The sequence below is a fragment of the Arthrobacter sp. sptzw42 genome, from assembly GCF_059089685.1.
Genome location: NZ_JBNHEX010000003.1, coordinates 347383 through 359975 on the forward strand (window position 1 = coordinate 347383; position 12593 = coordinate 359975).

Genomic DNA, 12593 nt, shown 5'->3' on the forward strand with positions numbered 1-12593 from the left:
GCAGATCAGCGGACACCCGGTGAGGCAGCGGGATCCACCAGCCCTGCCCCTGCCGGCGTGATGGATCCGCCCCAGATGAACCAAGGTAGGGTGGGGAGATCGTTTGGAAGTGGGCGTTATGGAACCGCACACCAAGAACTGAAGCGGTTAAACCCCAACTTCAGGAATGTGCAATGGACGCCTCACCCAATATCGCTGTCGATTTACCCGGCACTGCTGATGCCATCCCTTATTCGGCTGCCTTTCAGGGCGGGATCGCCTCCCGTCTGCAGGACCTCGTCCTGCAGACTGCTGACGCCCAGGACTTTTTCGAGGAACTCGCAGTTTTCTCAGCTTCCCTCCTTGCCCCGCCCGGTGGTGAGGTCATCTGCAACGTCACGGTGGCCCGCCGAAAGAAGCCCCTAACTGTCGCCTCCAGTACGCCGCGGGCGCGCGAAATGGATGAGTTGCAGTATTCCTTCCAGGACGGTCCCTGCCTCCACGCCATGCGAACAGGCGAAACCACCTACGTGGGTGACGTCAGCAGCGAGCGCCGCTGGCCGGAATATGCACGGGCGGTTGCAGCCCACGGCGTCTGCTCACTCCTCTCGGTTCCGCTGGAACTTGAAGGGGACTCGTCCGCTGCCCTGAACATCTACTCCACGGCCGTGCTTGGTTTCTCGCCAGAGGACATCGCGCGGGCTGAACTGTTTGGGGAACAGTCCGCCAAAACACTCCGGCTGGAGCTGCGCCTTACCCAGTTGAGGGATGCGAAGGAGGACCTGGAGGCGGCAATGAAGTCCAGGACGGCCATCGATGTGGCCGTTGGCGTCATCATGGCGCAAAACCGCTGCAGCCAGGCCAAAGCCATGTCCATCCTGAGGAAAGCGTCGAACAGCCGCAACATCAAACTGAGGGATGTGGCGGTAGGCGTTATCCGGTCCATCACACCGGACCCGCAGTTGCGCACCCACTTTGACGAATAGCAGGCCGGAACGTGGGGGAGGGCTGCCAGTGGACACGCGGACGGCCAGCGCGTAAGTTCTAAGTGGCGGGTGTCACATCATTGTGATGCTCCCCCTCCGGGTCTTGTGCAGGGCCGTCAGGAGAAACCGCTGTAGCAAGACGGCGGATGGATGCACGCCAGCGAAAGAGAGCCATCATGGCTGCCTCGCATTTTTCAACCTTTCTTGCCGAATCCACCATTCCCGATTTTGACACTGACTGCCCCCTGTCCGCAGACTGCCTTTACGGCCTGTATGTCAGCTGGTGCTTCATTCACGGCCTGGAGGCAAAACCGGATGTTGCCTTCCGCGCGGGCATGCACCGGGCGGGAATTGACGTCCACGACAGCAGGCTGCGAATGGTGGGCCCGGCAGCGGCTGACTACATCCTGTCCAGCTACCCGTCAGCTGCCTGATCATGTCCATCCATCCGGAGGGACCGGACCATCGCATCCAGGGGAAGCGGACTGACGGCCGCCCGCTTTGGTGCACGGGGTGCGGCACCGACCTCGACCTGGCCCTGCACTCCATCGCCGCCTTGGACCCGCCCGCGGGCGCGTTTGTGGAAGTTGGTTACTCCTGTGGCTCATGCCGGCGCCACTACCTCCACCGGGCTGACGTCGCTGCTGTTGCCGCAGCGCTGAGCCGGCTCGCGAGCTCCGAGGACGTGCTTGCCTTCGGCGGGCAGTACGTCCATTGTGGTCGCCCGATGCAGAAAACCGGCTCCGAACTCCGCCGGCTCACTGCACCTGCCTTCACTGACCAGGCTATCGAGGACGCGCTTGACGTCTATCTCACAACGCAGGTTTTGCATTGTCCCTGCGGCTTCCAAATGGAGGTGCCCGAATAGCAGGCGGCTCCCATCCCAGTGAATTCATTGGAGGTAATTGGAAATATCCTGGCCCGGCCATTCCTGGTTCATGTCCGTCCAACCGCTTCCCACTACGGCAGGGACATAAGATAGGCCCATGTGGAATTCATCCGGGAGCGACCCCCTTGAACAGCTTCAGAGCATTCTTGTGGGCACTGAAGATGCCGCCGAGTTCCTCTCCGGACTCTCCAAACTGGCTGCCGCCGCGGTTTCCGAAGCGGCCGGCGACTCAATTGAGTGTGCTGTAACCGTTAAGGTGAGGCGAAAGCCCTCCACTGCCGCGGGCAGCAGCAGCAGGGCAGTCGAGCTGGATCAGCTGGAGCAGGCCGTAGGAGACGGTCCCTGCATCAAAGCGCTGCGGGACATGGCTCCGGTAGTGATTGATGACGTCGCTTCCGATTCGCGGTGGCCGGAGCTGGCTCGGAAATTTGCAGATGCAGGCGTTTACAGTTCCTTGGGAGTGCCCCTGGAAATCAGCAATGGAGCCAGCGCCGCACTGAACTTTTTTGCTTCAAAGCCCAACGTCTTCACGCCGAATGTTTACGACAAAGCCGTTGGCTTTGCTGCTGCCGCCCACAGCACGCTCCTGTTGTCGGTTCGCATCAACTCCGCGGAGGAGCGGGCGGAGGATTTGGAGGCGGCGATGGAGAGCCGCACAGCCATCAACCTGGCATGCGGAGTCATCATGGCACAGAACAGGTGCTCACAGGCGGAAGCGATGGAAATCCTCACCAAGGTCTCCAGTAACCGCAACCGCAAACTTCGGGACGTCGCCACCGAACTGATTGAACAGCTCTCCGGCAACAGCATCAAGACGCACTTCGACGCGTAGGTCGCCTCCAACAGCCGGTTCTCCTGGTTCAGGTGCACGCTGAGCGGACGGAAACGCGGCATCCTGTTTCGGCCCTGCGGATATCCCAGCAGTTGCCGCTGCCGATTACCGTAAAGTCCCCCCTGCTGCCGTCTGAGAGGACTATTGCTGTGTTTTCATCGACGGCGACAGCCCTGTCCACGAGTCCGGCGGCCACGGCACCCACAGCCCTGCTCAGGGTGCCGGCCTGGGCGGCATGGACGTCCACGGCGAACGGAACAAGCCCCAATCCCGCGCGGATCTCCACGTCATCCAGTTCCTCTGAACACTCCTCCCCGCACACTGCTATGCCCTCAATGCGGTAACCGCCGATGATGCCCCTGGCGGGAGCAATCATGGCCCCGGCGGAAAACCCGAGGTAGGGGACGCCGTCGGCCGCCTTTTCCGCCAGGGCGCCGGCGCATCCGTGCAGCCCTGCCAGGTACTCCGGAGTCAGCCCCCCGCCCACCACCACAGCGTCTGCGTCGCGGAACACCGCGGGATCTGCGGGACTGCCGGCACGGAGCAGGACCGGAGCCACCTCGCAGGACATCAGGGACTGAAGGGGCCCGGCGTAATCCTGCAGCACGCCTTCCGGGTGCCCGCCGCGGTGGTGCACCACGATAGCGATCCGGGCCGGCCGTGCCTGGCCGCAGCGTTTTCGGATGTCCTCGACGAAGTGCTCAAACACCTCCGGAAAGGAGCGGTAGTCCGGCCCGGCGCCGGCCAGGAAAATACCCATGGGCTACAACATACCCGGTGGCAGGCCGGGCCCCGGGATCAAGGTGCCTGGAGCATTGACACCGGTAACCGTGGAGGACTATCGTACAACCAAATGGTTGTAGATCAGCTCCGTGAAACCGAACTTGACCGTCTTTTCCAGGCGTTCGCTGATTCCACCCGCCGGGACATCGTCCGGCGCGTGACGGTGGGCGAGTACACAGTCTCCGGCCTCGCGGGCCTGTACGCCATGAGTTTCGCCGCAGTCCAGAAGCATGTTGCGGTGTTGGAGCGCGCCTCCCTGGTGACCAAGGAAAAGCGCGGAAGGGAGCAGATCGTGCGGGGAAATCATGAAGGACTGCAAAAAGCCCGGCGGCTGCTCGATGAGTATGAGGCTATCTGGCGGCAGCGCGTCGGCCGGCTCGCTGACATTCTGGCTGAAGGATAAGGAAGGGGTTCTGCAATGTCGGTTATCAGTTCCACCAAGAATCTTGAGGCGCTCAGCTTCACCCTTGTGGCCGAGTTCGACGCCGGCGTCGAACGTGTCTGGCAGCTTTGGGAGGACCCGCGGCAGTTGGAACGCTGGTGGGGACCGCCCACCTGGCCCGCCACTTTCGACACGTTCGACTTCCAGTCCGGCGGAAAGGCCGGCTACTACATGACCGGTCCGGAGGGGGAGAAGGCCGGCGGCTGGTGGCGCTTCACCGCCATCCAGGCGCCTCACAGGCTGGAGTTCGACGACGGTTTCGCCGACGAAAACGGAGCGCCCGTCGATTCCATGGGCATCACCCACGCAACCGTCTCGCTTGAAGAGGCAGGGGCGCGCACCAGGATGACCATTGTCTCCACCTTCGAATCGGAGGAACAGATGGAACACATGGTGCAGATGGGCATGGAGGAAGGCATGCGCGAAGCTGTGGGCCAGATCGACGCCATCCTTTCGACGCACGCCAACGCCTGACCGGCTTACCTGCCCAGCGCCACAGCGCTCAGGGCATGCGCGGCGTGCTGACCGCGGGCATCACCAGCAGGGAACTGGTGGCGGTAGCGAGCAGTTCCCCGGCAGGACCAACGATGCGTCCCTGGGCGAAGATGACGCGCTGGCCTCCTTTGACCACCGAACCCTCTGCCCGTAGGACTCCATGGTTGGCCGTGATGGGGCGAAGGTAGCTGACGGAGAGGTCAATGGAGGTATAGCCGGATCCCGCAGCAAGGGTGGTGTGGGCCGCGCATCCCGCCACGGTGTCCAGCAGCGTACAGGCAAGCCCGCCGTGCACCATCCCCAGCGGGTTGTAATGCGCTTCACCCGGCCGGCACTCGAACTCGACCTGCCCGGGAGCCACCCCCACAAGAGTCAAATTCATCAGGGCTGCCATGGGCGGACGCGGGATGGTCCCGTCCCGCATGCCGGCGAGAAACTCCAGCCCGGACATGTGCGGGAGGTGCTCCAGCCCGACGCGGGGATCCATCCAGCTGAAGGTTTCCGCCCGTTCTGCTGATCCGCTGGCATCCATGGGTTACTCCTCTTTGATCGACCCGGTGACCAGCTTATGCTTCGCGGGATTTCGCCCGCGGCACTGGCGTTGATCAGGACGGAAAGCTTCTGAATACTGGAAGGAAGGATTGCTCCAAGGGTAAGGCGGTGGCAGGGATGGGCAGCGGCGCGGAGGACTTCCGAAGGCGGCTGGAGCGAGCCGCCGAAGTCCGGTCGTACCGGGGAGCCGGCATCAGTGCGGACGAGGAAGCCGCGCTGGACGCCCGGGATGAGAAGGAACGGGAAAAGCGCCGGAAGGTGGGCGACGCCGCCCGGGCGGAGTACCTGGTCCGGGACGCCATGGCCCACGGGAAGTTCGATAACCTCAAGTACGCGGGCAAACCGATTCCGGGGCTGGGGGAGTCGTACGACCCCGACTGGTGGGTCAAAGGCCTCATCCAGCGGGAAAACATCAGCGGCCTGGGTCCGGCAGCCATCCTGCTCCGCACTGAGGACGCGGAACTCGACGCCAGGCTTGATGGGCAATATACCGAGCAGCAGGTCCGCGACATCCTGCAGGACTTCAACCGCCGCGTGATCGACGCCCGCCGCCAGCTCCAGGGCGGCCCGCCGGTAATCACCAGGACCCGGGACGTGGAGGAGGAAGTGGAACGGTGGCGCGGGCGCCGGGCGGCATCCCATCCTCCGCAGGCGCCACCCGAACCGGAGCAGCCCCGCTCGTGGTGGCAACGGCTGTGGAAAGGGGCGGGCTAGTGGCGCCTGTGCGCTTCGAAAAGCTCACACAGTGAGTTGTAGTACCTCTGGGTCTGTCCGACGTGCGCCATGCCGATGCGCAGGCAGACCTTCTGTGACGCCGTGTTAGCAGGGGCCGTCACTGCCACGACCTTGTCCAGGCCGCCTTCCAGGGCATGGGCGAGGACCGCAGCCGCCGCCTCAGTGGCGTAGCCGTTGCCCCAGTGGCTGGGGTGGAAGTGCCAGCCGATTTCCGTGTCGCCGGACGGCTGGAGCGGAAGGGATTCGCCCGACGCCGGGATGGACTTCAGGAGGAGGGTTCCGGCGAGCGGCCCCGGCGTTCCCGTCCCCTTCAACTGCCCCGGGCCTTTGAGCTGTACCGCCCAGATGCCGTGGCTGGTGTGGGCCATGGGCTGCTGATGGATGTTCCGCCAGGTGTGGATGCGCTCCTCAGCCTCCGCCAAGTCCCTCATCACCTGCGGATGGTTCCCGATGAAGCGCTGGACCTCCCAGCGGGAATAAAGGTCAAGCACAAAGCCGGCGTCCTCCAGCTCCCACTGCCGGAGGACCAGCCGCTCTGTCTCGAGGCTTTTCACCCGCCCATCCTGCCAGAGCATGGGGAGTTGGGGCAGGATTTCCGGCCCGGCCGTTCAAACCCTGCCGAAAGGCTAGCGGCCGGGCGTGGGCGGCGGGTTGGGGTCCGACATGGACGGCGGGGGCCCCGGGAACGGCGCCGCCGGGTAGAGCGGGGCCACATTCACCATGTAGTTCGCCCACTGCGGCCCGGCGATCATGAAGCCGTCCAGGCGGGGATAGAAGGTGCCGTTGATCGTAACGTTCTGCCCCGCCCTTTGCTGGCTTTCCAGTGCGTCCCCGAAGAAGGAAGCGGTGGAAAGGCCAGTGGTGTAGCCAACCACCCAGGTGGCGCCGTTGTTGTTGGAGGTGCCGGTCTTTGCCGCCACCGGAACCTTCTCATGGACCTTGGGATTGATCCAGACCCCGGAACCGACCTTCATCACGTCCTGCAGCACCGAGTTGACGCCGCGGGCCACATCGGGCTTCACCGCGTCCCGGCACTCACTTGCCTGGACGGGAAGCTTCCCGCCGGCGGCGTCGGTGACTTCCTGCAGCGCGATCGGTGTGCAGTAACGCCCGTCATTGGCAAAGGTGGCGAAGGCGTTCGCCATGTGGAGCGGAGCCACATTGGTGGCGCCCAGGAGGTTGCCCAGTTGGTGCATGTTGATGGGCGAACCGTCATGGCCGTTGTGAAGGCCCACGGCATCCACCATCTTTTGGATGCCGCAGAAGTCGAGCTGGGTAGCGGAAGCGAAGGTCGCAGTGTTGATGGAGTTGTAGAGGCCGTAGTTGATGGGCATCTTCCGGTAGAAGCCCTCCTCTGCGTTCTGGAGGTCATCTGCCGCGCCCAGCTCAGGGTTCTTCTGGGCTGTACTGTAGGCGCCCAGCACCTTTCCACAGCTCGACCGCCAGGGGAAACCCACGGGGTAAACGCGTTTCGACGCATCCACCTCTGCGTTGAGCCGCTTGCCCTCATTCAGCCACTGGGCGAACGTGAACGGCTTCATCGTGGATCCGGTCTGGAAGCCGCCGGCTCCGTTCAGGTTGTTGCCCTGCGGGTCCTTTGCGTCGACATTGAAATTCAAGTGGGTATCGAACTTGCCCGGCTCCGCCAGGAAGACCGTGTTCTGGGCCATCGCCAAAATCTTGCCGGTTCCGGGCTGGACGGTCACCAGCGCAGCCCCCCAGCGGTCCGGGTTAGGCCCCGCCGTGCCGTCCACCTGGGACTGGGCGGCTGCCTGGAGCCTGCTGTCCAGTGTTGTGGTGATGGTCAGGCCGCCCCGGTAGAGCTTCCTCTCCCGTTCCTCCACGGTGGGTCCGTACGCCGGGTTGTTCAGGATCAGGTGTGAAATGTAGTCGCAGAAGTACGGGGCCATGGTGGCGTTGGCGCAGCCCTGCCGCTCCGGACTGACTTTCAGGTCGATGGGGGCCGCAACGGCCTCGTCGTGCTGTTCCTGCGTGATCTTACCGAGGCGGAGCATCTCGCCGAGTACCTGGTTGCGGCGGGTCACCGACTTGTCCGGGTTGATGGCGGGATTGTAGAAAGTGGGGCTGTTCACGAGCCCGGCCAACAACGCGGACTGGGGAAGGTTCAAGTCCTTCGCGCTGGTGCTGAAGAAGTACCGGGCTGCCGCTTCCACTCCGTAAGCGTCACTGTTGAAGAACACGATATTCAGGTAGCCCTCAAGGATCTGCTCCTTGCTGAACTTCTTCTCCAGCGCAACAGCCAGTTTCATCTCACGCAGCTTGTCGCCGATGTCCTTCTGGCCGCTGAGAACCACCTCCTCCGGCCGGTCCTGGGACAGTTTTGCCTCGTTAAGGACGTTGGTGACGTACTGCTGGGTGATGGTGGACGCGCCCTGCTGGTCGCCCTTGGTCAAGTTCGCAACCACCGCCCGAAGAATGCCCTGCGGGTCCAGGCCGGCATGTTCGTAGAACCGGCTGTCCTCGATGGCGATGACGGCGTCCTTGATGAACGGCGAGATCTGGTCCAGCGGAATCCTGACGCGGTTCTCCGCGTAGAACGTGGCGATAGGTTGGCCATCCGAAGTGAGGACCTTGGTGGATTGCGACGGCGGCTGGACAGTGAGCTCTTCCGGCAGGCTTTCAAAGAAACCGATGGAGGTGCTGACGCCGTACCCGGCGGCCGCAACAGACGGCACAACCAGGCTGGCAGCCAACACCCCGCACATGGCGCTCGCTGCGATAAATCCCAGGAGCCGTCCCCACGCGGAACCGCTGCGCCTGCGCTTCTTTTTCGTCGCCATGTTTCAGCCCTCAAGCTCGGAGAGTGCCAAAAGAATACGCCGGCCCCCAAGGGCGATCCAGAGGAAGGAAGGTCATGATTTGATGAATTCTTTTCCTTGACCAGCGATAGTTAACGACATATCGTTAACTATCGCTGAAGGAACAGCGAACCAACACACGAAAGGATGATGCCACGATGAAGGGCATTTCTCATGACGATATTTCAGGCCCGCACTCCGGCAGGAGCCGGTTCGAGCGCGGCCGTGGCAGGCGCGGACCGCACGGACACGGCGGTGGCGGCTTCGGACCCGGGTTTGGAGGCGGCTTTGGACCCGGCTTCGGCCCAGGTTTTGGCCCTGGGTTTGGGCGGGGCCCACGCAGGGCAAGCAGGGGTGACGTGCGCTCCGCCATTCTCTCGCTCCTGGCCGAAGCTCCCTCAAATGGTTACGGGCTGATTAAGGCGATTGCCGAGAAGACCAATGGGGCGTGGCGTCCGAGCCCCGGATCGATCTACCCCACGCTTCAGCAGCTGGTGGACGAGGAACTTATTGCGGCCCTCAGCGAAGGCCGCGGGACGGAGTTCACGCTGACTGATGCGGGAAGGTCCTGGGTGGGGGAGCATGCCGAGGACCTGGAAAACGCCTGGAATTCCGGGCCGGACAACCCGGACAGGGACTTCCACCAGAGCATCGGAAAGCTGATGGCCGCCGTCCACCAGTTCCGCAGCGGTGTCACGGACGAACAGCGGGCAGCAGCCATCGTGAAGCTCGATGAAACCCGGCGGGCCCTGTACCAGATCCTGGCCGATTGATTTTCACCAGGGTCAACAGCTAGGCGAGTGAGTCTTCCCGGGCCCGTGGGCCGGCAATGTTCTGGATCGCGGGGAAGGACGAGGACGCGGGGAACTGCGGTGACGCGATGCGTGAAGGGTGAAAACCTGCCCCCGTTTCCCCGAAGGCATAGGCGGTCTCGGCGTGTTCGGCCAGATCAACGCCCGCGGTCTCGGCCTCGTGGCTCACCCTGAATCCGATGGTCCTGTTGATGGCGCGGCCAATGACCAGGGTTCCGGCGCCTGACAGCAGCAACGTCACCACCACCGCCACGGATTGTGCCACAAGCTGCTGGAAACCGCCGCCGTAGAACAGTCCGCCACCCTGTCCGTCCACGGGCAGGGCAATAAAACCGAGTGACAAGGTTCCGATAAGTCCCGCTCCCAGGTGGACTCCTACTACGTCAAGGGAATCATCCAGCCCAAACCGGTACTTGAGGTCCACAAAGACGGCGCAGGCCGCTCCGGCCACAAGGCCCAGGCCGATGGCGGCCACGGGGCTGACGTTGGCGCAGGAAGGCGTGATGGCAACCAGCCCGGCCACCACGCCGGACGCGGCTCCGAGCGAGGTGGGGTGTCCGTGGCGGATCTTTTCCGTGACAAGCCAGCTGAGCATCGCGGCTGCCGGTGCCACCAGGGTGTTGACCCAGATCAGCCCGGCCTGTTCCGCGGTGGTCGCCGCGCCGCCGTTGAAGCCGAACCAGCCGAACCAGAGAATGGCGGCGCCCAGCATAATGAACGGGACGTTGTGCGGCCGGTGGTTGGGGTCCTTCGCGAATCCGTGCCGCTGGCCCACTATCAGGGCCAGGACCAAGGCAGCAGTGCCGGAACTGATTTCAACCACCGCGCCGCCGGCGAAGTCGATGACCTGGCCGAAAACGGCGGTGATGGCTCCCTCGGCGCTCATCAGGCCACCGCCCCAGATCATGTAGGCGAGGGGGCAGTAAACCACGGTAACCCACACGGGAACGAACACCGCCCAGGCAGCGAACTTTGCGCGGTCGGCAATGGCACCGCTGATCAGTGCCACGGTGATGATGGCGAAGGTGGCGCTGTACCCTGCCTTGATCAGGTCGGGCGAACCCATCAGGTTCCGGAGCCCGAAGCTGGCGAAGGGATTTCCAAAGATGCCCAGTACGCCGTCGCCGGTAGTCATGGAGTAGCCCCAAAGAACCCAGACCACCCCAACGGTCCCGGCGGAAATGAAGCTCATCATGATCATGTTCAGGGCGGCCTTGGCGCGTGTCATGCCGCCGTAGAAGAGGCCCAGCCCTGGCGTCATCAGCAGTACCATCGCGGCTGACACCATCAGCCAGACATGTTGGGCAGTGATCTCCACCTGCGGGTCCCTTCGCATCGAGCCTCGAAGCGGGGACACTTGCCGGCCCTCGCACTTCCCCCGGCGTCCATCTTTCGGGTTCCGTGTTTCGGGGAAGGGCCGGCAAAGTTGCGCTCGCGTTACAGAAACTGGTGCTCCATGAAGGCCGTGTGTCGGAGGTGTTTCAGTCGTGTAAATGGCTCCCATCCGGAGGGAGATCGGGGAGGAGCATGAACGATCTGAAAGGCGGAAAACGACGACGGCGCCCCGCACTGGGAAGGCGGCGCGCCGTCGTCGTGGCTTCTTTCGCCGGGGGAGACCCGGCGGGGCGGCAGGCTTTTAGGAAAGGTTCAGAACGGGCGGGCGTTGGCCAGTACCGGGAGCTTGGCGCGCACCTCGTCCACCACTGAGGGATCAATGTCCACGACTGCGAGTTCCGGTTGACCGCCCAGCGCGGCCACCACTGAGCCCAGCGGGGTAACGACGGCGCTGTGGCCGATGCCCGTGGGTGCGGTTCCGGCCGGGCCAGCGCCGATGGTCTCTGGATCACCCTGGCCGCAGGCCACCACGAAGGTGGTGCTGTCCAGTGCCCTCGCACGGACCAGAAGGTCCCACTGTTCCGCTTTGCCTTCGCCGGCGCCCCAGGAGGCGCACACAATGTTGACCCGGGCGCCGGCCCGGGCGTTGGCGGTGAACAGGGAGGGGAAGCGGACGTCGTAACACGTTGCGAGGCCAAAAACAGTGCCCTCGATTTCAAAGGTGACAGGACTGGTACCCGCGTCCACGGTTTTGGACTCGGCGAAGCCGAAAGCATCAAAAAGGTGCACTTTGTCGTAAGAGGTATCCACTCCGGGGCCGGCGACCAGCAGGGTGTTGCGCACCCGGCCGTCCGTTCCGGGAGTGAACATTCCCGCGACGATGGCAATGTCCAGTTCCAGGGCCAGTGCACGGACCTTTTCCGCCCATGGGCCGTCCAGGGGTTCCGCGATGTCTGTCAGGGAGTGCCCGAACGCGCGCATGGTCGCCTCGGGGAACACCACCAGCCTGGCGCCGGCGGCTTTTGCCTGGGTGGCGTAGTCCCGGATGAGCTCCAGGTTGGCGGCAGGGTCTGCACTGCTGATGATTTGGGCGACTGCCAGGCGCATTGGAAGGCTCCGATCTGTTTTACACAAAATGCATGGGAGGTTCAGGCGCGCGGGTTCGCCCAGTACACGTGGAGCAGATGACTGAACCGATCGGCTGACTTCCGCTGAACGAGGGTAGGGGGCTACTGCTTGTAGCCCTCTACTTCGCTGACCGGCCGGGCTTCAGCCTCGTTGGGGTTTTCGCCGGATTCCGCTTTGGCCCTGCGCTGACGGAGCAGGTCCCAAGCCTGGTCCAGCCTTTCCTGCACCTGCTTGAGCCTGTCCTGGTCCGGCGCCTGGCCGTCGCCGGCACCGTCACGGAGGGTGTGTTCCTCCTCCACGAGGCCTTGGATACGGGCCAAAAGATCTTCGTCGTTCATGCCTACCCCTTCCGCGGAAACGTTTCCCCCAGCGTACGCCTGTACCATCAGAATCATGCCCACTGTGCTCGATATGGCAGGTCCAATCCTGGAAATGCTGACTTGGTTGTGCCTGCCTGCCGGGTTGGGATTGCTCTTTTACACAGGCTTCCTGCGCCGCTTCGTGCACCCGTGGGCCATGGCCGAAGCGGTGGTGTATTCGGACAGCACCGGGGTGGGTTTCCGCTGGTTCGACCGGAAGTACCAGGTGCACCATGCGCCCATGTCACCACACGACATCAAGGACCTGGCCGTGGGCGATACGCTCCCCATCTACTACCACCCCAAGCGCCCTACCCAGTGGCAGACGGCGGCTCCGGACGAGGCTGGAAAAACAGCTGCGGTGTTGGGCCGGTGCCTCACCGGAATCGGCGCAGTTGCTCTGCTGGCGGGCTTTGTCCTGCCGATGTTCTAGCCCTTAGGGCCTGG

At 63.6% G+C, this 12593-nt stretch carries 16 protein-coding genes; 9 read left to right on the forward strand and 7 right to left on the reverse strand.

Translation table 11 applies throughout. From position 1 onward, the window contains the following. The first annotated feature begins 173 nt into the window (after positions 1 to 173). The 4 genes from AC5RT4_RS05665 to AC5RT4_RS05680 all read left to right on the forward strand — a co-directional run bounded on the left by AC5RT4_RS05665 (position 174) and on the right by AC5RT4_RS05680 (position 2686). Positions 174 to 965: a GAF and ANTAR domain-containing protein gene (locus tag AC5RT4_RS05665; RefSeq protein WP_494105113.1), complete on the forward strand. Its 792-nt coding sequence runs from the start codon at positions 174 to 176 to the stop codon at positions 963 to 965. 176 nt (positions 966 to 1141) lie between these two features. Next, positions 1142 to 1399, forward strand: a complete 258-nt coding sequence (locus tag AC5RT4_RS05670) for a hypothetical protein (RefSeq protein WP_494105114.1) — start codon at positions 1142 to 1144, stop codon at positions 1397 to 1399. A gap of 2 nt (positions 1400 to 1401) precedes the next feature. After that, positions 1402 to 1833 carry a hypothetical protein gene (locus AC5RT4_RS05675; RefSeq protein WP_494041371.1) on the forward strand — a complete coding sequence of 144 codons (432 nt, stop codon included), beginning with the start codon at positions 1402 to 1404 and terminating at the stop codon, positions 1831 to 1833. Positions 1834 to 1951: 118 nt separating this feature from the next. Next, on the forward strand, positions 1952 to 2686 hold the full coding sequence (locus AC5RT4_RS05680; RefSeq protein WP_494041372.1) for a GAF and ANTAR domain-containing protein: 735 nt from the start codon (positions 1952 to 1954) through the stop codon (positions 2684 to 2686). A gap of 28 nt (positions 2687 to 2714) precedes the next feature. Here AC5RT4_RS05680 and AC5RT4_RS05685 read toward each other — a convergent pair whose 3' ends face one another. After that, positions 2715 to 3446 carry a Type 1 glutamine amidotransferase-like domain-containing protein gene (locus tag AC5RT4_RS05685; protein WP_494105115.1) on the reverse strand — a complete coding sequence of 244 codons (732 nt, stop codon included), beginning with the start codon at positions 3444 to 3446 and terminating at the stop codon, positions 2715 to 2717. 93 nt (positions 3447 to 3539) lie between these two features. Between AC5RT4_RS05685 and AC5RT4_RS05690 the strand changes: the two genes are divergently transcribed. Further along, positions 3540 to 3872: an ArsR/SmtB family transcription factor gene (locus AC5RT4_RS05690; RefSeq protein ID WP_494105116.1), complete on the forward strand. Its 333-nt coding sequence runs from the start codon at positions 3540 to 3542 to the stop codon at positions 3870 to 3872. Between the two features lie 15 nt (positions 3873 to 3887). Then, positions 3888 to 4385 carry an SRPBCC family protein gene (locus tag AC5RT4_RS05695; RefSeq protein WP_494105117.1) on the forward strand — a complete coding sequence of 166 codons (498 nt, stop codon included), beginning with the start codon at positions 3888 to 3890 and terminating at the stop codon, positions 4383 to 4385. Between the two features lie 28 nt (positions 4386 to 4413). Here AC5RT4_RS05695 and AC5RT4_RS05700 read toward each other — a convergent pair whose 3' ends face one another. Then, positions 4414 to 4938, reverse strand: a complete 525-nt coding sequence (locus tag AC5RT4_RS05700; protein WP_494105118.1) for a PaaI family thioesterase — start codon at positions 4936 to 4938, stop codon at positions 4414 to 4416. A 137-nt stretch (positions 4939 to 5075) separates the two neighbouring features. On the opposite strand from AC5RT4_RS05700, the gene AC5RT4_RS05705 reads away from it, so the two are divergent. Then, positions 5076 to 5672, forward strand: a complete 597-nt coding sequence (locus tag AC5RT4_RS05705; RefSeq protein WP_494041733.1) for a DnaJ family domain-containing protein — start codon at positions 5076 to 5078, stop codon at positions 5670 to 5672. Here the strand turns inward: AC5RT4_RS05705 and AC5RT4_RS05710 are convergent. Both AC5RT4_RS05710 and AC5RT4_RS05715 read right to left on the reverse strand, forming a co-directional pair. Then, complete coding sequence (locus AC5RT4_RS05710; protein WP_494041377.1) at positions 5669 to 6247, reverse strand: GNAT family N-acetyltransferase; 579 nt, start codon at positions 6245 to 6247, stop codon at positions 5669 to 5671. The genes AC5RT4_RS05705 and AC5RT4_RS05710 overlap by 4 nt on opposite strands. A 72-nt stretch (positions 6248 to 6319) precedes the next feature. Further along, positions 6320 to 8494: a transglycosylase domain-containing protein gene (locus AC5RT4_RS05715; protein WP_494105119.1), complete on the reverse strand. Its 2175-nt coding sequence runs from the start codon at positions 8492 to 8494 to the stop codon at positions 6320 to 6322. A gap of 176 nt (positions 8495 to 8670) precedes the next feature. Between AC5RT4_RS05715 and AC5RT4_RS05720 the strand changes: the two genes are divergently transcribed. Further along, positions 8671 to 9285, forward strand: coding sequence for a PadR family transcriptional regulator (locus tag AC5RT4_RS05720; protein WP_494105120.1), 615 nt, complete (start codon positions 8671 to 8673; stop codon positions 9283 to 9285). A 19-nt stretch (positions 9286 to 9304) separates the two neighbouring features. Here AC5RT4_RS05720 and AC5RT4_RS05725 read toward each other — a convergent pair whose 3' ends face one another. The 3 genes from AC5RT4_RS05725 to AC5RT4_RS05735 form a co-directional block, all read right to left on the reverse strand. After that, positions 9305 to 10642 carry an ammonium transporter gene (locus tag AC5RT4_RS05725; protein ID WP_494105121.1) on the reverse strand — a complete coding sequence of 446 codons (1338 nt, stop codon included), beginning with the start codon at positions 10640 to 10642 and terminating at the stop codon, positions 9305 to 9307. Positions 10643 to 10971: 329 nt separating this feature from the next. Then, on the reverse strand, positions 10972 to 11766 hold the full coding sequence (locus AC5RT4_RS05730) for a carbon-nitrogen hydrolase family protein (protein ID WP_494041381.1): 795 nt from the start codon (positions 11764 to 11766) through the stop codon (positions 10972 to 10974). A gap of 122 nt (positions 11767 to 11888) precedes the next feature. Then, positions 11889 to 12125 (reverse strand): DUF2630 family protein, encoded by a 237-nt coding sequence (locus tag AC5RT4_RS05735; RefSeq protein ID WP_494105122.1) that lies wholly within the window; start codon positions 12123 to 12125, stop codon positions 11889 to 11891. A gap of 55 nt (positions 12126 to 12180) precedes the next feature. Here AC5RT4_RS05735 and AC5RT4_RS05740 point away from each other — a divergent pair, with 55 nt between their 5' ends. Continuing rightward, on the forward strand, positions 12181 to 12579 hold the full coding sequence (locus AC5RT4_RS05740) for a hypothetical protein (protein WP_494041383.1): 399 nt from the start codon (positions 12181 to 12183) through the stop codon (positions 12577 to 12579). Positions 12580 to 12593: the final 14 nt, after the last annotated feature.